The 22110-nt window shown below is 68.0% G+C and carries 17 protein-coding genes and 2 rRNA genes (1 of these 19 running past the window's edge); 9 read left to right on the forward strand and 10 right to left on the reverse strand.

What is annotated here, in order from left to right; translation table 11 throughout:
- The first annotated feature begins 3 nt into the window (after nucleotides 1-3).
- From Sp245p_RS34465 to Sp245p_RS34475, 3 genes are all read left to right on the forward strand, one after another.
- Nucleotides 4-1509 (forward strand): tagaturonate reductase, encoded by a 1506-nt coding sequence (locus Sp245p_RS34465; RefSeq protein ID WP_014199953.1) that lies wholly within the window; start codon nucleotides 4-6, stop codon nucleotides 1507-1509.
- A gap of 270 nt (nucleotides 1510-1779) precedes the next feature.
- Nucleotides 1780-2547 (forward strand): molybdate ABC transporter substrate-binding protein, encoded by a 768-nt coding sequence (gene modA / locus Sp245p_RS34470; RefSeq protein ID WP_014199954.1) that lies wholly within the window; start codon nucleotides 1780-1782, stop codon nucleotides 2545-2547.
- A 3-nt stretch (nucleotides 2548-2550) separates the two neighbouring features.
- Entirely contained in the window at nucleotides 2551-3357 is an 807-nt protein-coding gene (locus Sp245p_RS34475) for an ABC transporter permease (RefSeq protein ID WP_109139324.1), read from the forward strand.
- Here Sp245p_RS34475 and Sp245p_RS34480 read toward each other — a convergent pair.
- The 4 genes from Sp245p_RS34480 to Sp245p_RS34495 form a co-directional block, all read right to left on the reverse strand.
- Nucleotides 3320-4594 (reverse strand): hypothetical protein, encoded by a 1275-nt coding sequence (locus tag Sp245p_RS34480; protein ID WP_014199956.1) that lies wholly within the window; start codon nucleotides 4592-4594, stop codon nucleotides 3320-3322. The two genes, Sp245p_RS34475 and Sp245p_RS34480, sit on opposite strands and share 38 nt — an antisense overlap.
- Before the next feature lie 73 nt (nucleotides 4595-4667).
- Complete coding sequence (locus tag Sp245p_RS34485) at nucleotides 4668-5705, reverse strand: polysaccharide pyruvyl transferase family protein (RefSeq protein WP_014199957.1); 1038 nt, start codon at nucleotides 5703-5705, stop codon at nucleotides 4668-4670.
- Nucleotides 5706-5929: 224 nt separating this feature from the next.
- Nucleotides 5930-7453 carry a multicopper oxidase family protein gene (locus tag Sp245p_RS34490; protein WP_109139326.1) on the reverse strand — a complete coding sequence of 508 codons (1524 nt, stop codon included), beginning with the start codon at nucleotides 7451-7453 and terminating at the stop codon, nucleotides 5930-5932.
- Nucleotides 7454-7527: 74 nt separating this feature from the next.
- A complete protein-coding gene (locus tag Sp245p_RS34495; protein ID WP_041814365.1) occupies nucleotides 7528-7983 on the reverse strand; it encodes a hypothetical protein in 456 nt (151 codons plus the stop codon).
- Between the two features lie 146 nt (nucleotides 7984-8129).
- On the opposite strand from Sp245p_RS34495, the gene Sp245p_RS34500 reads away from it, so the two are divergent.
- The 3 genes from Sp245p_RS34500 to Sp245p_RS34510 are packed head-to-tail and all read left to right on the forward strand — an operon-like array spanning nucleotide 8130 to nucleotide 13120.
- Entirely contained in the window at nucleotides 8130-8846 is a 717-nt protein-coding gene (locus tag Sp245p_RS34500; protein ID WP_014199960.1) for a TetR/AcrR family transcriptional regulator, read from the forward strand.
- Complete coding sequence (locus tag Sp245p_RS34505; RefSeq protein WP_014199961.1) at nucleotides 8836-10032, forward strand: efflux RND transporter periplasmic adaptor subunit; 1197 nt, start codon at nucleotides 8836-8838, stop codon at nucleotides 10030-10032. Before Sp245p_RS34500 ends, Sp245p_RS34505 begins: the two co-directional genes overlap by 11 nt.
- Nucleotides 10033-10042: 10 nt before the next feature.
- Entirely contained in the window at nucleotides 10043-13120 is a 3078-nt protein-coding gene (locus Sp245p_RS34510; RefSeq protein WP_014199962.1) for a MexW/MexI family multidrug efflux RND transporter permease subunit, read from the forward strand.
- 80 nt (nucleotides 13121-13200) lie between these two features.
- Here the strand turns inward: Sp245p_RS34510 and Sp245p_RS34515 are convergent, their stop codons facing one another.
- Nucleotides 13201-14049 carry an SDR family oxidoreductase gene (locus Sp245p_RS34515; RefSeq protein ID WP_014199963.1) on the reverse strand — a complete coding sequence of 283 codons (849 nt, stop codon included), beginning with the start codon at nucleotides 14047-14049 and terminating at the stop codon, nucleotides 13201-13203.
- 114 nt (nucleotides 14050-14163) lie between these two features.
- On the opposite strand from Sp245p_RS34515, the gene Sp245p_RS34520 reads away from it, so the two are divergent.
- Complete coding sequence (locus Sp245p_RS34520) at nucleotides 14164-14577, forward strand: winged helix-turn-helix transcriptional regulator (RefSeq protein WP_014199965.1); 414 nt, start codon at nucleotides 14164-14166, stop codon at nucleotides 14575-14577.
- 69 nt (nucleotides 14578-14646) lie between these two features.
- On the opposite strand, the gene Sp245p_RS34525 is transcribed toward Sp245p_RS34520, so the two are convergent.
- Nucleotides 14647-16116 (reverse strand): catalase, encoded by a 1470-nt coding sequence (locus Sp245p_RS34525; protein ID WP_014199966.1) that lies wholly within the window; start codon nucleotides 16114-16116, stop codon nucleotides 14647-14649.
- A 115-nt stretch (nucleotides 16117-16231) separates the two neighbouring features.
- Between Sp245p_RS34525 and Sp245p_RS34530 the strand changes: the two genes are divergently transcribed.
- Nucleotides 16232-17167, forward strand: a complete 936-nt coding sequence (locus Sp245p_RS34530) for a LysR substrate-binding domain-containing protein (protein WP_014199967.1) — start codon at nucleotides 16232-16234, stop codon at nucleotides 17165-17167.
- On the opposite strand, the gene Sp245p_RS34535 is transcribed toward Sp245p_RS34530, so the two are convergent.
- Complete coding sequence (locus Sp245p_RS34535; protein WP_014199968.1) at nucleotides 17153-17992, reverse strand: TrmH family RNA methyltransferase; 840 nt, start codon at nucleotides 17990-17992, stop codon at nucleotides 17153-17155. The two genes, Sp245p_RS34530 and Sp245p_RS34535, sit on opposite strands and share 15 nt — an antisense overlap.
- Nucleotides 17993-18141: 149 nt before the next feature.
- Between Sp245p_RS34535 and Sp245p_RS34540 the strand changes: the two genes are divergently transcribed.
- Nucleotides 18142-18366 carry a DUF1127 domain-containing protein gene (locus Sp245p_RS34540; protein ID WP_014199969.1) on the forward strand — a complete coding sequence of 75 codons (225 nt, stop codon included), beginning with the start codon at nucleotides 18142-18144 and terminating at the stop codon, nucleotides 18364-18366.
- A gap of 8 nt (nucleotides 18367-18374) precedes the next feature.
- On the opposite strand, the gene Sp245p_RS34545 is transcribed toward Sp245p_RS34540, so the two are convergent.
- From Sp245p_RS34545 to Sp245p_RS34555, 3 genes are all read right to left on the reverse strand, one after another.
- Nucleotides 18375-19535 (reverse strand): PQQ-dependent sugar dehydrogenase, encoded by a 1161-nt coding sequence (locus Sp245p_RS34545; RefSeq protein ID WP_014199970.1) that lies wholly within the window; start codon nucleotides 19533-19535, stop codon nucleotides 18375-18377.
- A gap of 281 nt (nucleotides 19536-19816) precedes the next feature.
- A 5S ribosomal RNA gene (rrf, locus tag Sp245p_RS34550) occupies nucleotides 19817-19932 on the reverse strand.
- 134 nt (nucleotides 19933-20066) lie between these two features.
- Nucleotides 20067-22110: ribosomal RNA gene (locus tag Sp245p_RS34555) — 23S ribosomal RNA — on the reverse strand (it continues 704 nt past the right edge of the window).

The following is a 22110-nucleotide window of genomic DNA, read 5'->3' on the forward strand; positions in this document are numbered from 1 at the left end:
GTCATGCCTCTTCTCTCCCGTGAATCGCTCGCCGCCGGCGCCTTCGATGTGGCGCACACGGCGGGCGCCCCGCGGCTGCCCGTCACCATCCTTCAGATCGGCGACGGCAACTTCCTGCGCGGCTTCGTCGATTGGATGGTGGACGTCGCCAACGGCGCCGGGCTGATGAGCGCCGGGGTCGCCATCGCCCAGCCGCTGGACCAGGGCGTCGCCGGCCTGCTGAACGCGCAGGAGGGGCTCTACACCGTCCTGCTGCGCGGCATCGAGCAGGGCAAGGAGGTCGAATCCCGCCGGGTGGTGAGCTGCGTGTCCGACGCGCTGAACCCTTACGCGGAGTGGGACCGCATGCTGGCCCTCGCCACGTCCCCGGCGCTGCGCTTCCTGGTGTCCAACACGACGGAGGCTGGCATCGCCGACGTGGCGGAGCCCTACACCCCCGGCGCCTGCCAGCAGAGCTTCCCGGCCAAGGTCGCGGCGCTGCTGCACGCCCGCTTCACCGCGCTGGGCGGCACGCCGGACAGCGGCCTCGTCCTGCTGCCCTGCGAGCTGATTGAGGCCAACGGCGCCAAGCTGAAGCGGATCGTCCTGGCCCACGCCAAGCGCTGGGGCCTGGAATCCGGCTTCGCCGCCTGGGTCGAGGCGCACAACCATTTCCTGAACACGCTGGTCGACCGCATCGTCCCCGGCTACCCGCGCGACGAGGCTGAGGCACTCGCCGCAACGTGGGGCTATGAAGACCCGCTGGCCGTGACCGGCGAACCGTTCCACGTCTGGGTCATCGAAGGCCCGGCGGCCCTGGCCGAGGAGTTCCCGCTGCACAAGGCCGGGCTGAACGTGGTCTGGACCGACGACCTGAAGCCCTACCGCACCCGCAAGGTGCGCATCCTGAACGGCGCCCACACCGCCAGCGCGCTCGCCGCCTTCGTGGCGGGAGTGGACACGGTGAAGGGCATGATGGACGACGCAACCCTGTCCGCCTACCTGAACACGGTGATGTTCGGGGAGATCGTGCCCTTCGTGCCCCTGCCGGACGCCGAGCGCCAGGACTACGCCCGCACCATCATGGAGCGCTTCGGCAATCCCTACATCCGGCACGAGCTGATCGCCATCGCGCTGAACTCGGTGTCGAAGTGGCAGGTCCGCGTCCTGCCCAGCTTGAAGGACTACGCCGCCGCCCATGGCGAGGCGCCGGACGGCCTGTCCTTCTCGCTGGCCGCCCTACTGCGCTTCTACAAGGGCACGCTGGCGGCGGACGGCGCCTGCACCGGCACCCGCGACGCCGGTCCCTATCCGATCCGAGACGACGCGGCGGTGCTGACGGCGCTGTCCGGCGCCTGGGCCGCGCATGGCGGCGACCCGGCGGCGCTGGTGGACGCCGTGCTGTCCAACGCCGCGCTGTGGGGCGAGGACCTGACCCGCATCCCCGGTCTGGCCCACCGCACCGCCGTCCATCTGGCGGTGATCGAGGAGCGGGGCATGCGCGGCGCTTTGGAAGCACTGGTGAGCTGAGTCCCTTAAGCCACACGGCTCTTCATAACCCTCTCCCCTCTGGGGAGAGGGTGGCCCGCAGGGCCGGTGAGGGGGTTGCGCATGGCACTAACGTTTGGCACAAGCGCACCCCCCTCTCCCCGGAGGGGAGAGGGGAGCACCCCACACCCACAACCGCTATATACCTTCGCGTACAACGGCCTGTTGACAGCATTCCACCAGCGCAGTATCCGAATCAATACAGCGTCGGGCGAGTCGTCATTCCGCAACGAACCGAAGGAAACCGTGTCCATGCGTTTGAAAGCCCTCGCCCTCGCCTTCGGGCTGCTGGCCCTCCAGACCGCCGCCCAGACCACCGCGGCAGCGGCCCAGGACCTCCACGCCTATGTCGGCGCCGGTCTCCGCCCGCCGGTGGACGCGCTGATTGAGGACTTCCGCAAGGAAACCGGGATCACCGTGACGGCCGAGTATGGCGGGTCGGGCCAGCTTCTCGCCCGCTTCGCCGAGACGAGGACCGGCGACCTGTTCATCCCCGGCACGACCTTCTACACCGACAAACTGAAGGAGCTGGACGCCGTCGCCGACCTGACGGTGCTGGTGGTGCACGGCCCCGTGCTGGCCGTGGCACCGGGCAAGGCCGAGGCGATCCGCAGTTTCGCCGACCTCGCCAAGCCGGGCGTCCGCGTCGGGCTCGGCGACCCGCAGGCCATGGCGCTGGGCCGCACGGCGGAGGACATCCTGGACAAGTCCGGCCAGGGCGAGGCGATCCGTCGCAACGTCACCGTCCGCGCCGCGACCGTGAAGCAACTCGCCCTCTATGTGCTGGACGGCAATGTGGACGCCGCCATCATCGGCGCGTCGGAAGCCGCGCAGAACCCCGGCAAGCTGTCCGTCATCGCCATCCCGCCGGACTGGTACGAGGCCGAATACGCCCCCGTCGCCGTCCTGAAGACCAGCGCCACGCCGGACGCCGCCAAGCGCTTCGCCGACTTCCTGGCCTCGGACGCCGGCCTCGCCACCTTCCAGCGCTTCGGCTTCCCGCCCGCCCCGAAGATGTGACGGATGGGCTTCACCGCCCTGCTGGCCCTGCCGCTCGCCGTCGTCGCGCTGACGATCGCGGGCGTGCTGGGCGCCCTGCTGGCCCGCCTGCCCCTGGGCGACCTTTGGGCCGCCCTGAGCGCGGCGGAAACGCTGTTCGCGCTGCGGCTGTCGGCGCTGACCTCCGTCGCGGCGCTGGGGATCGCGCTGGCCCTCGGCCTGCCGGCGGCCTACCTGATGGCGCGGCGGCGCTTTCCGGGGAAGGTCCTGCTCGACACGCTGCTCGACGTGCCGCTGGTCATGCCGCCGCTGGTCGCCGGGCTGGGGCTGCTGTTCCTGCTCGGGCGCAACGGGCCGTTCCCGGCCCTAGGGATGGAGCTGCTGTTCTCCCCCGCGGGCGTGGTGGTGGCGTTGGCCTTCGTGTCCACCGCGGTGGTGGTGCGCACCGCCACGGCCGCCTTCCGATCCGTCGACCGTGGCTACGCCGTCGCGGCGCAGTCGCTGGGCGCCGCCCCCTGGGCGGTGTTCTGGCGGGTGGAGCTGCCGCTGGCCGCCAAGGGCATCGCGGCGGGCGCCGTGCTGGCCTGGGCGCGGGCGCTGGGCGAGTTCGGCGCCACGCTGATGGTCGCCGGGGCCACCCGCCTGAAGACCGAGACGCTGCCCATGGCCGTCTTCCTCAACATCGCGACCGGGGAGACCGGCATCGCCGTGGCCTGCGCCCTCCTGCTTCTGGCAGCGGCTCTGCTGATGCTGGTGGCGATGCGGCTGCTCGGTGCGCGACGGAGCGAACGGTTCAGCCGCGGGTCCGCAGCCGGTTGCGGACCCGCTTGAGCGGCTGCTTCAGTTCCATGGCGTCGAGCAATCCCACCGCCGCCTGCCGCAGCGACGCGGCGGCGCCCTTCATCGCCCGGACAGGACGGGGCTCGAGACGGCCGGAGTCGGATTGCCCGAAGTCCGGCTGGATGGCATGCACCCGCTCCTTCAGCCGCTCCAGCCATTCCCCTTCCACCGCGTGCAGGCGGGCGTAGTCGAGGATGGAGCGGAGTTCCGCCGCCTGCGGCTCGTTGCGCACGGGGATGCCGGCGATGCGCGCGGGGTCGAGCGGCCCGTCGAAGCAGTCCGGGGCGGCCACCCCGGCGGCGGCGAAGTTCATCCGGGTTCGCACGCATTTCTCGCAGACACCGCAGTTCCGGAACTGCTGCGCACCCTCCCAGCAGACGCGCAGGGAGCGCACCGCCTCCGGATAGGCGGCGACCGCCGCGGCCTTCTCCGTCCGCGAATAGGCGGCCCCGTCATGGACAATGGAGAAGCCGTCGCCGGACAGCAGATGGTCGGCGATCGGCGTGGTGCCGTAGGGGATGACCAGCGCGTCGTAGGGCTTGGTGCTGCCGATCAGCCCGAACTCGAACTCCGCCTCATAGAGATGCAGGCAGGCCGCCAGCTCCGCCGCGTGGGAGTCCTGCCAGTTCTGGAGATGCAGCTCCTTGCTGTTGGTGCGCACCACCCGCAGGTCCAGCCCGACCAACTCGCGGAAGGGCCGGGTGCGCTCGACCAGCCGCTCGAAATCCTCGGGCCGGTCCAGCTCCACATCGAAGCCATGCACCATCAGCAGCGCGCCGACGGTGTGGCGCCGCTCCGGCGGCAGGAGCAGCCGGTGGCGCAGGATGGTGAAGGTGCTGTCCAGCCCGCTGGAATAGGCGGCGATGGCCCGCCGCCCCGGCTTGGGCGCGTTGCGGTCGACCACCGTCTCCGGGATGATCTCCACCGGCCGGTAGCGGTCGGGACGCCAGCGCCGCCACACGCCCTGGAGCGCGTCGATGTTGTGCAGCGCCGTGCGGGTCAGCGGCCCGTGGACATGGACGGGAAGGCCCCGCTCCATGGCGTGGAACAGGACGGCCATGACCGACCCGTCCATCGGCCGGTCCGCCGCGGTCCCGGCCGGGTCCTCGAACTCGTAGACGACGCGGTGCCGGCGGCGGGTGCCGTCCTCGGACAGCAGGACGGTGCGGCGGACCAGACCGCCGCTCGCCGTCTCCTCGAATCCGATGTGCAGCCCCTTGCCCGCCATACCCGCCGACACCCTCTTCAGCCCATGTTCCGGGATGACAGACGGATGCGGGGCGCAAACGTTCCCGGAGCCCTCAGCGTTTCCAATCGGCGAGCCAGCTGTCGATGTAGTTGGTCAGCTTGCCGTAGGAGTTGTCGCGCACCTGCACCGGCAACCCCATCATCAGGGCCAGCAGCATCCCGTGCAGGCGGTTGGTGACCACGGCGTTGGCCGCGCCGAAATGGGCGACGGCCTTGCGGACCAGCCGGTCGCGGATGGGATACCAGCCGCGCAGCGGATCGGCGGGCAGCGGCACCGCGTCGTCCAGCCGGATCAGCCGGGCGGCCAGCGCGAAGCCGGCGAAATCCTCCGGCCCGCACAGGTCCTCCCAGTCGAAGACCGGCGAGTCCTGGCGCAGCCAATGGCGCCCCGCGCATTCCTGGTCGCGCCGGGCCATGACGAGCAACGTCGTGTCATGGGCCGAACGCACCGGCGTCAGCCGCGTCGGATAGCGCGTCAGGTAATGGGCGAGGTCCGGCACCTGGATCGCCCGCTCCCCCAGAAAGGGCCGCACCAGATCGAGCGACGGCGCGTCGCGCGCCATGAAGACCAGATTGCGGTGGGCCGCCCAGCGCTTCATGTCATGGCGCAGCCGGTCCCGGTCGCGGTAGTAGACGGTCTGCGGCAGCAGCACGATGCGGCTGGATGGAAAGCTCTCCAGCACCTTCTGCCGGAACGTCTCGTGATGGGGGTAGAGGTCGCCGAAATTGCCGCCGCCGTGCAGCAGGATCGCCGCCTGCCCGTCGCGCTGGCGGCGCAGCAGGCGCCGGGCGTTGCCCAGCGTCACCCGCTCCCGAATGTCCACACCGCCATCGGTGAACAGGGTTTCCGCCGCCTGGTTGATCAGCAGGTCCCCGACGTTCAGATGGACCGGGATGTCCGCATAGACGGCCGGTCCGCTGCCCAGATGCGGCAGAACCGAGTCCCGCACCCGCAGCGACAGCGCCTCCAGGGCCGCAAGATCCGGGTCCAGCCACAGGTCCGCCGCACCGGCGGCACCGCCGGCAGACCCGTCACCAGACCCTGCGGCTGAGCGCCCCCCGGCACCGCCGTCATAACACCACGTATCCATGGCCAATGGCCGCCCCCGCAGAAGATTGGTCCCGGAACATTGGTTGCCGCCCCCGGAGATGGAAGAGAAGTGACACGTCCCGGTCCAATGTGAATGGGAGTGATGCGTGAAAGTTCGCTCCCAAAGGAATGCGTCTGGATTTGCCGGTTTCATCCGTCCGAACCGGCGCGGGGCTTTTGCGGTAACCGTTCCGGCGCGGTCGGGCCGCGCCGGAATCTTCGTGTTCATATGGTTTGTTCGCACACCAATTCGGTCATCATGCCGGTCGCCATGTGCAGAAGGTTGTGACAGTGCAACGGCCAGCGCCCGGGATTGTCGGCGTCGAAGGCGATGGTGGCGGAACCGTTCGTCGGCACCAGCACCGTGTCGCGCACCGCCCCGGCCAGCGCCGTCCCGTTGAGCGCCGCCACCTGGAAATGCTGGCCGTGCAGATGCATCGGGTGGGCCATCGGGCTTTCGTTGACCATGGTGACGGTCACCCGCTGCCCCTTGAGGACGGTCAGCGGCCGATGCTCGCCGAAGGGACGGTCGTCGATGGTCCAGACATAGGGAGCCATGCCGCCGGTCAGCCGGATGGTGAAGGCCGCATCCGTGGGGCGCGGCGCCAGAGGGGCGAGCGCCGTCAGCCGCCGCTCCAGCGACAGGTCCACCGGACCGGCGGCGCCGTCCGCGAGGCCGGCGACCTTGTTCACCGTGGCGCCAGGGGTGGCGAGGATGATGCCGGTGCGCTGACGCTCCCCCTCCCGCTGCGCCAGGACGGGGAAGGCGCCGCCTTCGTCGGGAAGCCGGACGAGGATGTCCAGCCGCTGGCCCATGACCATGCCGAAGCGCCGCCCGGTCACCGGCTGCACCGGGTTGCCATCCGCCGCGACCACCGTCCCGTCGAGGGCACCGAGTTCGATGTGGAAGGCCGTCGAGGTCGCCCCGTTGATCAGCCGCAACCGGACCCGTCCGCCGCGCTCCACCCGCACCACCTCCGGGTCGTCGAACGTGCGGTCGTTGGCGAGGTAGGCGTCGTACTCCACGTCGTTCAGGTCCATGGCGGCCATGGTCATGCCGCCCATGCCCTTCATGTCCCCCATCCCCTTCATGTCCATGGAATGGTTCATCATCGGCATGGCCCCACCATGACCGCCGCCATGACCGCCGCCGTGATTCATATCGCCATGATCCATGGTGCCGCCGGTCAGCCCGGCGAGCACCTCGGCAGGGTCCTTGAAGGTGAAATCGTGCAGCAGCACGGTGACCTCCTGCGCGTCCTCGCGCCGGTCTTCGACGGTGCGGACGATCAGGGGGGCCGCCATCAGCCGCTGTTCCTGGAGGCCATGGTGCGAGTGCATCCAGTGCGTGCCGGGCCGCGGCTCGAAATCGTAGCCCTGGCTGGCGCCGTCGCGGATCAGCGGCCGGTTCGCGTCGGCCACGCCGTCCTGGGCGTAGGGCGGGGTCATGCCGTGCCAGTGGATGACGGCGTCCTCCCCGGCCCGGTTCGCCAGATCGACCAGGAAGCGCTGCCCCGGATCGAGGAACAGGCCGGAGGTGCCGTCCGGTTGGCGGATGCCGAAGACGGAGGCGGGTTTGCCCATCACCTCCAGCACGCGCCGCTCGACGGCGAGGCGGAGGGGGGCCGCGGCCCATGCGGGGCGCACGGCCCCAGGAATCAGGGCGGGAAGAAGGGTGGACAGGCCGCCCAGCGCGGCGGCCGAAGCCGCGGACGCCAGGAAACGGCGGCGGGTCTGAAGAATCGTCATGATGCGGTGGTCCGTTTTTGCGAAATGCCGGCCCGGAGCGCGCGGAAAAGGCGCACCTCGGGCATGGAGTCCGGTCAAACGGCCAAGCGCGGTGGCCTGAGGGCCGGCGGCGGGCCGATACCCTCCGGCAACAGGCCGGCGGGCCGGAAGGACGCGGACGCGCGGAGCGGCGGCGTCGGAAAGGCCGCCGTGGTGGCGATGCCCGACAGCATCATCGGACAGGTGCCGCCGCAGGACAGCCCGTTCCTGCCCGCGCAGGCGTCGTCCGCCGGCGGCGCGTGGTCGGCATCCCCCACCCAGACGCTCCCGGCCGGCGTTGGAGCCGAGGATGCGGCATGGCCTTGAGCATGGGGGCTAGCATGGGGGCCAGCATTGGCGCCGGCATGGACATGCGCCTGCGCGACGGACGGCGCGAACAGCGCCAGCGCGGCCAGCAGCAGCAGCCCCGCCACCAGCCGCCCGATCGGCGGCGTCCCGCCAAGGGGGCATCCACCCCGCGCCATCGCCGTTTCCCGTTCCTGCATCGGCATCACACCGCACAGTCTCCACCTTCCAGCGGCGGGAAGGTCAAGCGCTAATTCGCGCCCCGATCACCACCCTGGACAGCCTGAACGCACCGTGGTATCTCCAGCCCGAACAAGGTGAGTTAGTACTCACTTATGCTATAAGGTTAATCATGGGACGGCTGGACAACTCGGCCCGGCGCGCGGCGATCATCGACGCGGCCCTTCCGCTGTTTGCGCGCAAGGGGTTCGCCGCCACCACGACGAAGGAGATCGCGCAGGCCGCCGGTGTGTCGGAGGCCTTGATCTTCAAGCATTTCCCCAGCAAGGCCGCCTTATACGAGGCGATCTTCCGCTCCTGCGTGGACGGAGACGAGGATCTGGCGAAGCTGCTGGCGATGCCGCCGAGCACGGAGACGCTCGCCGCCTACGTCCAGGCGATGGTGAGCTGCTACGTCAGCGAACTGCCGAGCGACCGCGACACCATGCTCCCCCGCTACCGGCTCTACTTCATGAGCCTGCTGGAGGACGGGGAATTCGCCCACATGGTGCGCCGCTGGATGTCGGAGCACATCGCGCCGCCCTTCGTGGCCTCGCTGCAGGCCGCACGCGACTCGGGCGACCTCATCCCCTCTGCCCCGGTGACGGAAAACGCCTTCTGGCTGGCCGAGATGCTGGGCTCCACCCTGGCGACCATTCACCTGCCGCCGACGCCGCTCGTCCCGTCCCTGGCCGAGCCGCGGAGCACCATCCGCGACGCGGTCGCCTTCATCCTGCGCGGTCTCGGCCTGCGGGAGGAGGCGGTCGCCCTTTACACGCCTTTATTGCATTGCACCCAATCAACAGAACCAGAACCGACCTGTTCGAGAGAGGCTGATCGTGACGAGTGACATCCACCATTCCGCTCACGCGCCAGAGCGGACCACCGCACGCCGTCCGGTCACCCGCGGGCGGCTGGCGTTCCGCATCATCATCATGGCCGTCATACTGGGCGTGCTGTTCGGCGGCCTGTACGCCTTCAACAATTTCCGGAACAAGGCCATTGCCGACTTCTTCGCCGGCAACAAGCCGCCGCCGACCCCCGTCTCGGTCGCCGAGGCGACGGCGCAGTCCGTTCCCAAATACACCACCGCCATCGGCACCCTGACCGCCAGCCGGCAGGTCACCGTGGCGCCGGAGGTGGTCGGGCGCGTGACCCAGATCTTCTTCGAATCGGGCGCCCGCGTGAAGGCCGGCGAGCCGCTGGTGCAGCTCAACGACGCCACCGAGCAGGCCGACCTGCTGGCCTTCCGCGCCCAGGCGAAGCTGGCTGAGAACAACCTGCAGCGCGCCCGCAACCTGCTGCGCAACCAGGCCGGCCCGCAGGTCACCGTGGACCAGAACCAGGCCCAGCTCGACGAGGCCAACGCCAACATCAAGAAGACCGAGGCACTGATCGCCCAGAAGCTGATCCGCGCGCCCTTCGACGGCGAGCTGGGCATCCGGCAGGTGAATGTCGGCGAGTATGTCAGCGCCGGCGGCCCCGTCGTCACGCTGACCGACCTGTCCAACCTGTTCGTCGACTTCACCCTGCCCGAGCAGGCGCTGAGCCAGATCCGCATCCGCCAGCCGGTGCTGATCTCCGCCGACGCCGCCCCCGGCGCCACCTTCGACGCGGTGATCTCGACCATCGAGCCGCAGGTCAGCCCGGACACCCGCGCCATCAAGGTGCGCGCGACGCTGCAGAATCCGGAGCGCAAGCTGCTGCCCGGCATGTTCGCCAACATCCGCGTCGTCCAGCCGCCGGCCGCGAACCGCATCGTCATTCCGGAAACCGCGGTGGACTACACGGTCTACGGCGACAGCGTCTTCGTCGTCGCGGCCCAGAAGGACGGCGAGGGCAAGGACGGCCATGTCGCCAACCGCGTCCCGGTGAAGACCGGCGACCGCTTCGACGGCAAGGTGGAAATCCTCGACGGGGTGAAGCCCGGCGACCGGGTGGTGTCCTCCGGCCAGCTCAAGCTGAACAACGGCGCCGCCGTGGTGCCGACGGAAGCGAGCGCGCTGGTGCCGCCGCAGACCGTTCCGCGCAATTGAGGACCCGGCCATGTCATTCACCGACATCTTCATCCGACGGCCGGTCCTGGCGCTGGTGGTCAGCCTGCTGATCCTGCTGGTCGGCGTCCGCTCGCTGACGGATCTGCCGATCCGGCAGTATCCGGAGCTGCAGAACACCGTCATCACCATCACCACCTCCTACGCCGGCGCCTCTCCCGACCTGATGCAGGGCTTCATCACGACGCCCATCGAGCAGGCGGTGGCGACGGCGGAAGGCATCGACTACATCACCTCCTCCTCCACCCAGGGGGTGAGCCTCGTCACCGCCTACATCCGGCTGAACTTCAACCCCAACGTCGCGATGACCGACGTGATGTCGAAGGTGCAGCAGGTCAAATACCAGCTTCCGCGCGAGGCCAACGACCCCGTGATCCTGAAGTCCACGGGCGAGACGACCTCCATCCTCTACATGGGCTTCGCCAGCCCGGAGCTGTCCGGGGCGGCCATCTCCGACTATCTGACGCGCGTGGTGCAGCCGCTGCTGTCCACCGTGTCCGGCGTCGCCGAGGCGCAGATCCTGGGCGGCCAGACCTTCGCCATGCGCGTCTGGCTCGACCCCGACCGGATGGCCGCGCGCAACATCGCCGCCGCCGACGTGCGGGCGGCGATCCAGGCCAACAACTACCAGTCCGCCCCCGGACAGGCGAAGGGTGTCTTCGTCGTCTCCAACATCACCACCAACACCGGCCTGACCGACGTCGAGCAGTTCCGGCAGATGGTCGTGAAGTCCAAGGACGGCGCGCTGGTCCGCATGAAGGACATCGCCGAGATCGAGCTGGGCGCGCAAAGCTCCAACGCCAGCGTGTCGATGAACGGCCAGCAGGCGATCTTCATCGGCATCAACTCCACGCCGACCGGCAACCCGCTGACCATCGTGGAGGACATCCGCAAGCTGGTGCCGGAGCTTGAGCGCAACCTGCCGCCGTCGCTGAAGATGGAGATCGTCTACGACTCCACCCGCTTCATCCAGGCCTCCATTGACGAGGTGCAGAAGACGCTGCTGGAGGCGGTCGGCATCGTCATCGTGGTAATCTTCCTGTTCCTGGGCTCCTTCCGCTCGGTGCTGATCCCGATCGTGACCATCCCGCTGTCCATCGTGGGTGCGGCGACGATCATGTTGGCGATGGGCTTCAGCCTGAACCTGCTGACGCTGCTCGCCATGGTGCTGGCCATCGGCCTCGTGGTGGACGACGCCATCGTGGTGGTGGAGAACGTCCACCGCCATCTGGAGGAGGGAAAGTCGCCCGTCGAATCCGCGCTGATCGGCGCACGGGAGATCATCGGGCCGATCATCTCGATGACCATCACGCTGGCCGCCGTGTACGCCCCCATCGGTTTCCTCGGCGGGCTGACCGGCGCGCTGTTCCGTGAGTTCGCCTTCACGCTGGCGGGGTCGGTCATCATTTCCGGCGTGGTGGCGCTGACGCTGTCGCCGATGATGTGCTCGCTCCTGCTGACCCGCGACATGAACGAGGGCCGCTTCGCCCGCTTCGTCGACCGCACCTTCGAGAAGCTGTCCGGCTGGTACGGGCGGCGTCTGGGCGGCGCGCTGGACTACCGGGCGGCGACCCTGCTGTTCGGCTTCGGCGTTCTGCTGAGCGTCGGCTTCCTCTTCGCCAACACCATGTCGGAGCTGGCGCCGGAGGAGGACCAGGGCATCCTGTTCGGCATCACCAAGGGGCCGCAGTACGCCAACCTCGACTACATGGACGCCTACGGGCGCGAGATGGACGAGGTGTTCACCCACTATCCGGAGACCGACACCCGCTTCGTGCTGAACGGCCTGCCGACCCTGACCCAGGGCTTCGCCGGCATGATCCTGAAGCCGTGGGACGAGCGCACCCGCAGCGCCAAGGAGCTTCAGCCGCTGGTCCAGGCCGATCTCGGCAAGGTGTCCGGCACGCAGGTGTTCCTGGTGTCGCCGCCGGCCCTGCCCGGCTCCACCGGCGGCCTGCCGGTGCAGATGGTCATCAACAGCCCCGGCGACTACCAGACCATCTTCAACGCCATGGAGCGCATCAAGACCGCCGCCATGGAAAGCGGCATGTTCATCGTCACCGACAGCGACCTGCAGTTCAACAGCCCGGTCGTCCGGCTGCACGTCGACCGGTCGAAGGCGGCGGACCTCGGCCTGTCGATGCAGTCGATCGGCGACACGCTGGCGGTGCTGGTCGGCGGCAACTATGTCAACCGCTTCAACCTGAACGGCCGCTCCTACGAGGTCATCCCGCAGGTGCCGCGCGACAAGCGCCTGACGCCGGAGACGCTGACCCGCTACTACGTCACCGCGGGCAACGGCGCGCAGATCCCGCTGTCCACCGTCGTCTCGATCGAGATGGCGACGGAGCCGAACGCCCTGACCAAGTACAACCAGCTTCCCTCCGCGACCTTCTCCGCGGTGCCGATGCCGGGCGTGACGATGGGCCAGGCCGTGGAGTTCCTGGAGCGGCAGGCCCGCGAGGTCCTGCCCGCCGGCTTCGGCCACTCCTACCTGTCGGAGTCGCGCCAGTACGTGACCGAGGGCAGCCAGCTCATGGTCACCTTCGTCTTCGCGCTGGTGGTCATCTATCTGGTGCTGGCCGCGCAGTTCGAATCGCTGCGTGACCCGCTGGTGATCCTGATCTCGGTGCCGATGTCGATCTGCGGCGCGCTGCTGCCGCTGTTCTTCGGCCTGTCCACCATGAACATCTACACCCAGGTGGGTCTGGTGACGCTGATCGGCCTGATCAGCAAGCACGGCATCCTGATGGTGGAGTTCGCCCGCGAGATGCAGATCAACGAGCGGGTTGACCGCCGCACCGCCATCGAGCACGCGGCCCGCGTCCGCCTGCGCCCGATCCTGATGACCACGGCGGCGATGGTGGTGGGTCTTCTGCCCCTTCTGACCGCCGCCGGCGCCGGTGCGGCCAGCCGCTTCTCCATCGGTCTGGTGATCGTGTCGGGCATGCTGATCGGCACGCTGTTCACGCTGTTCGTCCTGCCGGCGGTCTACACCGTGCTGGCGAAGGACCACTACGCGGCGTCGGTCTCCCGCCGCGCGCGGGAGATCGCGGCGGCCTCGCGGTAAGCGTCGTCAGACCGTAGCCTGTCCAAAAAAAAGACCCCCTCGCCTTGCACGGGCGAGAGGGTCTTTTTCTTTGCCCGCCCTTATCGGGGCAAAGCCGCGGCGACCGCGGCGGACAGCGGCGTGGTCGGGCGCCCGATCAGCGCCGACAGCTGGCGCCCGTCGTCGAACAGCGCGCCCCTCGACGCGTCGACGTCCCAGGAGGCGATGCCCTTCGCGAAGGCCTCGGGAAGGCCGAAGCCGGCGAGAATGGCGGCGTAGTCCGCCTCCGGCAGGTTCCGGTAGGGGATGTCCTTGCCGGACTGGCGGGAGATTTCCGCGGCAAGGTCGGCCAGCGTCACGGCCTCGTCGCCGGCCAGCTCGTAGGTCTTGCCCTCATGGCCGGTGCCGGTCAGCACCGCCACCGCCGCGTCGGCGTAGTCGGCGCGCGTGGCCGAGGAAATCCGCCCGTCGCCAGCGCTGCCGATGAAGGCACCCCCGGCCAGCGCCGCGCCGACCGAACCGGTGTGGTTTTCCGTGTACCAGCCGTTGCGCAGGATCGTGAAGGGGATGCCCGACGCCTTGATGTCCGCCTCGGTCGCCCGATGCTCCTCGGCGAGGCTCAGCGGCGAGCGGTCGGCGTGGAGCAGGCTGGTGTAGACGATCCGGCCGACGCCCGCCGCCTTCGCGGCGTTGACGACGTTGCGGTGCTGCGCCGCCCGCTGCCCGATCTCGTTCGACGAGATCAGCAGCAGCGTGTCGACGCCGGCCAGCGCGCGGGCGAGCGTCTCGGGGTTACCGTAATCGGCCTCGCGGGCCTCCACCCCCAGGTCGGCGGCCTTGGCGGGGGAGCGCACCAGGGCGACGATGCCGGAGGCCGGAAGCGTCTCCTTCAGGCGGGCGATGACGAGGCGGCCAAGCTGGCCGGTGGCACCGGTAACGGCGATGGTCATGGTCGGGTGTCCCGTTTGCGGTTGGGTGGTGACCACCTACCTAAGCCACTTGCTTACTTTTCGTAAGTACGTACATAAATGTAAGTGTGAAGATTTTTTGGAAAGGGAGCGGCCATGCCGGAACCGGACGATGACTACACTCCGCTGCCGCTGTCGGAGCGGATGCAGCGCGGCGACCTGATGGCCGCGGCCTGTCCATCGCGGGAGGTGCTGAAGCACGTCACGAGCCGTTGGGGCGTCCTGGTCCTGATCGCCCTGGAAAGCGGAACGCTGCGCTTCAGCGAACTCCGCCGCACCATCGGCGGTGTCAGCGAGCGGATGCTGGCCCAGACGCTGCAATGGCTGGAGGGCGACGGGCTGGTCAAACGCACCGCCCACGACGTGGTGCCGCCCCATGTCGACTACAGCCTGACGCCGTTGGGGCGGGAGGCCGCCGAGAAGGTGCGCCTCCTCGCCGACTGGATCGAATTCAACCTGCCGCGGATTGCCGAGGGCTGGGCGAACCGGCAGGACGCCGCCGCGGACTGACCCGTCACACAAAAAACCGCCGGACGCGAGGGGATGCGTCCGGCGGTGCCGTGTGTTCAGACCTTGGGCTCAGCCGACCACGGCCACCTCTTCGGTCGCCGTGGCCGCCGTCAGCCCCAGCCTCTTCGCGATGCCCGAGCCATAGGCGGGGTCCGCCGCAAAGAAGTGTGCCAACTGCCGCCGCTGGATGAAGCCCGGCGCCTCCCCCAGCGAGTTGGCGATGTTGTCCATCAGCCGCCCCTGCGCCTCCGCCCCGATCAGGCGGAAGAGGGCGCCGGCCTGGGCGTAGTCATCGTTGCCCTCGCGGTGGTCGTAGCGGGCGGCGTCGCCGGAGATGCGCAGCGGCGGTTCGGCCACCGCGCGGTTCTGCACCGGCCCGCCGAAGCTGTTCGGTTCGTAGTTCGGGCTGCCGCCGCCATTGCCGTCGAAGCGCATGGCGCCGTCGCGCTGGTGGTTGCGGACCTCCGCGGCGTGCGGGCGGTTGACCGGCAACGCCTGATGGTTGGCGCCCAGTCGGTAGCGGTGCGCGTCGGCGTAGGCGAACAGGCGTCCTTGCAGCATCTTGTCAGGGCTGAAGGAAATGCCGGGCACCACGTTGGCCGGGCTGAAGGCGGCCTGCTCGACCTCCGCGAAGAAATTCTCCGGGTTGCGGTTCAGCACCAACTCGCCGATTTCGACCAGCGGGTAATCGGCGTGCGGCCACACCTTGGTCACGTCGAACGGGTTGATGCGGTAGGAGTCAGCCTCCACCTCCGGCATGATCTGCACCGAGACGGTCCAGGTTGGGAAATCCCCGTCGCGGATGGCGGCGAACAGGTCGCGGGTGGCGTGGTCGGGATCGACGCCGGCCATGCGCACGGCCTGCTCCGCCGTGAAGTTCTGGATGCCCTGGCGCGTCTTGAAATGGACCTTGACCCAGAAGCGCTCGCCGGCCGCGTTGATCCACGAGAAGGTGTGGCTGGAGAAGCCGTCCATGTGGCGGTAGCCGCGCGGCGTGCCGCGGTCGCTGAAGAGGATGGTCAACTGGTGCATCGTCTCCGGCGACAGCGAGAAGAAGTCCCACACCGCGGTCGGGTCCTTCAGGTTGGTCGCCGGGTTGCGCTTCTGCGTGTGGATGAAATCCGGGAATTTCAGCGGGTCGCGGACGAAGAAGACCGGCGTGTTGTTGCCGACCAGATCGTAATTGCCGTCCTCCGTGTAGAACTTGACGGCGAAGCCGCGCGGATCGCGCTCGGCGTCGGCGGAGCCCTTCTCGCCGCCGACAGTGGAGAAGCGCAGGAACACCTCGGTCTCCTTGCCGACGTCCGACAGGAACTTGGCCGCGGTGTAGGGCGTCACGTCCCGGGTCACCCGGAAGACGCCGTAGGCGCCGGCCCCCTTGGCGTGCACCACCCGCTCCGGAATGCGCTCACGGTTGAAGTGGGCCAGCTTCTCGATCAGGTGGAAGTCCTGCATCAGCACCGGACCACGCGGGCCGGCGGTCAGAGAATTCTGGTTGTCGGCGACGGGGATGCCGGCAGCGGTGGTCAGGGTGCTCATGACTCAACTCCTTACGTTTCTTATCAGTTGTCGCGTCCGCTTTGCCCCCTGGTTATCCCGCCGTGTCGTTGATATATCCAAGACATCGTTTCAAATGCTTCGATAGCTTGATCCTATGAATCTCGCCGGTCTGTCCCTTCGCGATCTGGAATATGTGGTGGCGGTGGCCGAGCAGCGTCATTTCGGCAAGGCGGCGGAGCGCTGCTCGGTCAGCCAGCCGTCGCTGAGCGCGCAGATCCGCAAGCTCGAAGACCTGCTCGGCATCCCCCTGTTCGAGCGGACGAGCCGCCGCGTGCTGCCCACCCCGCAGGGCGAGGTGGTGATCCGCCAGGCCCGCGTCGTCCTGGAGGAAGCGCGCCGCCTGCTGGCGCTGGCCCGCGGGACGGCGGGGGCCCTGCACGGCCCGCTTTCCATCGCGGCGATCCAGACGCTGGGGCCGTACCTGTTCCCCCATGTCCTGCCCGCGATGCGTCGGCACCTGCCCGACGTCAAGCTCGTGCTGTCCGAAGGCCGCACCGACGGCTTGCTGGAGGAGTTGCGGGAGGGGCGGCTGGACGCCGTTCTGCTCGCCCTGCCCGTCGAGGCGGAGGGGCTGACCTGCGACGCCCTGTTCTTCGAACCCTTCGTGCTCGCCCACCCCGCCGGCCACCGGCTGGAAAGCTTGCCCTCCATCGCCCTGGCCGACCTCGACCCTGGCGAGCTGGTGCTGCTGGAGGAGGGGCATTGCCTGCGCGATCAGGCGCTGGCCGCCTGCGGCGCCATCACCCGCGGCATGCGCCACGCCACGGGGCTGGAAACGCTGCGCCACATGGTCGCCAGCGGCACCGGCTACACGCTGATGCCGCGTCTTGCCACCGGCGACGGGGAGGCGGCGACGGTGGGTGGCTTGGTCGCCTACCGCGCCTTCCAGGGCGATCCACCCGGCCGCGTCATCGGGCTGGTCTGGCGGGCCAGCGACCCGCGCGCCACCGGCTTCCGCGCGCTCGCCCAGAGCCTGCGCGACGCTACCCCGCCCGGCCTGCGCCGGATCGAAGACTCAGCCGAGGCCTGAATCCGGCTCCGCCATGAAGGCGAGATGGTGCAGGACGATCCCGCTGGTCGTGGCGACGTTCAGGGAATCGAAATCCGGCGCCATGGGAATGCGCACAGTCCGCGTCCGCGCCAGGACGGACGCCGGCAGGCCCGGCCCTTCCGACCCCAGAAGCAGCGCCGCGCGCTCCGGACGGCGCAGCCCCGCCAGGGTCACCGCTCCCGCCGGGCTCAGCGAGAGGACGGCAAAGCCGTGCCGCTCCAGCAGCGCGACCGGGTCGGTTCCCGCCGGAATCCGCAAGAAGGGCACCCGCAGCGCCGCCCCGACCGACACGCGGATCGCCTTGCGGTAGAGCGGGTCGCAGCAGCCGGAATCAAGCAGCACCACGTCCACCCCGAAGGCCGCCGCGTTGCGGAAGATGCCCCCCACATTGTCATGGTTGCCGATCCCGCACAGCACCAGCACGGTCGCCCGCGGTCCCAGCGCGCCCAGCAGCGCGTCCGGCTCCGGCATCGCCGCCGCCCGCCCCAAGCCCAGGATGCCGCGGTGCAGGGGGAAGCCGGCGATGGCGTCCAGCACCTCCTGCCGGGCGCTGTAGACCGGCACCGCAGGGGGCAACGCCTCCAACATCGGCGCCAGCCCGGCGATTCGCTTGTCGGCGATCAGCAGCGACAGGGTTTCATGGCGCGAGGCGGTCAGCAACGTCCGCAGCACCACCGCCCCCTCGGCGATGAAGCGCCCTTCCCGCCCCACGAGGTCGCGCTCCTTCACGTCGCGGTAAGCGGCGATCCGCGGATCGTCCGGGTCGTCGATGGGGATGATGGAGGGGGGAATGATGGCTGGCATGGGCGCCTGTGTAGCGCCCCTGCCGTCCCATCGGAAGTCCGGAAAGCGCGGGGACGGTGTGAAGGGGGCCACTTCCCCACCGGCCAAAGCCCGCTAGACAGGACCGGCAACGCGGGGCGGCAGTCCCCGCCCGAACGGAGGAACCGCCCATGCCCACCCTGTCCGCCGTCCGCGCCTTCGGCGCAACCTTGCCGAAGTCACTCACCGCCGCCCTGCTGGGCGCCTGCCGCAGCTTGAAGGAGCGCCGGAAGCAACGGGCCGCCACTCCCGACCGCCTTGACGACCGCCTGCTGAGGGACATCGGCGTCAGCCGCAGCGACCTGATGGCCGCGGAGCGCCTGAAGAAACCGCACCGCCGCCGCGATGGCCGCTGAACCGCCGCTTACGGTTTGCCCGCCGGAGTCACCCGCAGGATCTCGCCCCGATTCTCGTCGGTCAGCAGATAGAGCGCGCCATCCGGCCCCTGGCTGACCTGTCGGATGCGCTTGCCGAGATCGCGGAACATGCGCTCCTCGTGCTTCACCTTGTTGCCGTCGAGTTCGAGCCGCACGACCTCCTTGGTCGCCAGCCCGCCGTTGAACAGGCTGCCCTTCCAGCCGGGCAGCGTGTCCGCCGTGTAGAAGGTCATGCCGGAGGAGCCGATGACCGGAGTCCACTGGTACACCGGCTCTTCCATGCCGGGCGCGCTCGACTTGCCCGTCCCGATCGGCGTCCCGTTGTAGTTCACGCCGTAGGACACCACCGGCCAGCCGTAATTCTTTCCCGGTTCGGGGACATTGACCTCGTCGCCGCCGCGCGGGCCGTGCTCGTTGATCCACAGCGCGCCGGTCTGCGGATTCAAGGCGGCGCCCTGGATGTTGCGGTGACCGTAGGACCAGATTTCCGGCAGCGCGCCGGACTGGTTCACGAAGGGGTTGTCGGCGGGCACCGAACCGTCGCGGTTGATCCGCACCACCTTGCCCAGATGCGAGTCGAGGTCCTGCGCCTGCGTCCGGAACTGCTCCAGCGAGCGTTCGCCCAGGGTCACGTACAGGTGGCCCTGACGGTCGAAGACCAGCCGGGACCCGTAATGCATCCGGCTTTCCACCTTGGGCTTCTGCGAGAAGATCACCCGGACGTCGGTCAGGGCGGTCTCGTCGGCGTTCAGCACGCCGCGCGCCACGGCGGTGGAGTTGGTGCCGTCCTCCGTCCCGGGCTCGGAGAAGCTGAGATAGACGAAGCGGTTCTGCGCGAACTCCGGGTCCAGCGCCACATCGAGCAGGCCACCCTGCCCGCGGTCGTCGACCTTCGGCACGCCCTTCACCGGGGCGGAGACCGTACCGTCCGGCGCCACGATGCGCAACCGGCCGTCCTTCTCGGTCACCAGCATCCGCCCGTCGGGCAGGAAGGCCAGTCCCCAGGGATGGCTGAGGCCGCTGGCGACGGTCTTCACCGACACCATGGCCTTCTCGGTTTTGAACACCTTGTCCACGGCGCTCGCGTCGGTGACGCTCAGGCAAGCCGCAAGGGTGGTGGCGGTCATCAGGGCGGCGGTTCGGCCCATGCGCATTCCTCGTCCTCCCGCATCGTCGCTGTCGATGGGTAGGTGGGGGCGCCACGGCCACGAACAAGACGCCCGGCCCCTAGTTTCCCTCTTTGATCCCCTCCCCCGCCTGCGGCGGGGGAGGGTTAGGGAGGGGGCCAGCAGCGGCGACCGCGGACACGACGAAAAGCCGGCGCCTCCCGTTGGGAAAGCGCCGGCTTTGCCGTTCATGAAGCCGATTGTCAAGTGTGTGTGGAACCTTCTGCGTCCACGTCCGTGGTGGTTTGGCGTGTGCCGTGGTGACCTGGCGGCGACCTACTCTCCCACGTCTTAAGACGCAGTACCATCGGCGCTGAGGCGTTTCACGGCCGAGTTCGGAATGGGATCGGGTGTTGGGAGCCTCGCCATGACCACCAGGTCACCAAGGCACACGCGAACCATCCGGACAGGGACGGCAGAGGGGTCAATGATCGAGGACATATGCGTTCTTGTACTTGCGGTGTTGGCTCGTGCGCCCAGGGCTTGCCGCTGCGCGCGGGCCGCCTGCTGGGAAGGATCAAGCCGATCGAGCGATTAGTAAGGCTCAGCTTCAGGCGTTGCCGCCCGTCCACATGCCTCCTATCGACGTGATGGTCTGTCACGGCTCTCAAGGGAGTTCTGGTTTAGAGGTGGGTTTCCCGCTTAGATGCTTTCAGCGGTTATCCCGTCCATACTTAGCTACCCGGCCATGCCACTGGCGTGACAACCGGTGCACCAGAGGTATGTCCATCCCGGTCCTCTCGTACTAGGGACAGATCCTCGCAAAACTCCGACACCCACGGCAGATAGGGACCGAACTGTCTCACGACGTTCTAAACCCAGCTCACGTACCACTTTAATCGGCGAACAGCCGAACCCTTGGGACCTGCTCCAGCCCCAGGATGTGATGAGCCGACATCGAGGTGCCAAACGACTCCGTCGATATGGACTCTTGGGAGTCATCAGCCTGTTATCCCCGGCGTACCTTTTATCCGTTGAGCGATGGCCCGTCCACATGGAACCACCGGATCACTATGGCCGACTTTCGTCTCTGCTCGACTTGTCTGTCTTGCAGTCAGGCGGGCTTATGCCATTGCACTCGTCGAGCGATTTCCGACCGCTCTGAGCCCACCATCGCGCGCCTCCGTTACACTTTGGGAGGCGACCGCCCCAGTCAAACTACCCGCCATGCAGGGTCCCGGCTCCGGATGAACGGAGCGCGGTTAGATGCCAGAGACCTCAAGGGTGGTATTTCAAGGATGGCTCCACCCGAGCTGGCGCCCGGGCTTCCTAGCCTCCCACCTATCCTACACATGAGATCCCTAGCACCACTGCAAAGCTGTAGTAAAGGTGCACGGGGTCTTTCCGTCTGACCGCGGGTACTCCGCATCTTCACGGAGAGTTCAATTTCGCTGAGTTGGTGTTGGAGACAGCGGGGAAGTCGTTACGCCATTCGTGCAGGTCGGAACTTACCCGACAAGGAATTTCGCTACCTTAGGACCGTTATAGTTACGGCCGCCGTTTACCGGGGCTTCAATTCGGAGCGTGAACCCCTCCTCTTAACCTTCCGGCACCGGGCAGGCGTCAGACCCTATACGTCGCCTTGTACGGCTTCGCAGAGCCCTGTGTTTTTAGTAAACAGTCGCCACCCCCTGGTCTGTGCCCCCCGCCATGGCTTGCGCCACAACGGGGCCCTCTTCTTCCGAAGTTACGAGGGCAATTTGCCGAGTTCCTTCAACACCATTCTCTCAAGCGCCTGGGTATACTCTACCAGTCCACCTGTGTCGGTTTGGGGTACGGTCTGATGCGGGGGCTGTTTCCTGGAACGGGTCCCCAGCCGGGCCAATCCGATAAGGCCCGACACGCTTTCCCATTCGTCACACACCCGCTGGCCCACGAATATTAACGTGGTTCCCATCGACTACGCCTTTCGGCCTCGCCTTAGGGGCCGGCTCACCCTGCGTGGATTAACCTTGCGCAGGAACCCTTGGACTTTCGGCGACAGTGTTTCTCACACTGTTTGTCGCTACTCATGTCAGCATTCTCACTTCCGATACCTCCAGGCACCCTCGCGGGGACCCTTCGCAGGCTTACGGAACGCTCCGCTACCACGTGATCTAAAGATCACATCCGCAGCTTCGGTACACGGCTTGAGCCCCGATACATTTTCGGCGCAGGCCGGCTTAACTAGACCAGTGAGCTATTACGCTTTCTTTAAAGGATGGCTGCTTCTAAGCCAACCTCCTGGTTGTCATGGCCTTCCCACATCCTTTCCCACTTAGCCGTGATTTGGGGACCTTAGCTGGCGGTCTGGGCTGTTTCCCTCTCGACGATGGACCTTAGCACCCACCGTCTGTCTGCCGGGCTGTGCTCCACGGTATTCGGAGTTTGGTTAGGTTTGGTAAGCCGCGAGGCCCCCTAGCCCATCCAGTGCTCTACCCCCGTGGGCAATCGCCCGACGCGCTACCTAAATAGCTTTCGCGGAGAACCAGCTATTTCCCGGTTTGATTGGCCTTTCACCCCTAGCCACAGGTCATCTCCGACTTTTTCAACAGGCGTGAGTTCGGTCCTCCAGTGC

The sequence above is a fragment of the Azospirillum baldaniorum genome, assembly GCF_003119195.2.
GTDB lineage: Bacteria > Pseudomonadota > Alphaproteobacteria > Azospirillales > Azospirillaceae > Azospirillum > Azospirillum baldaniorum.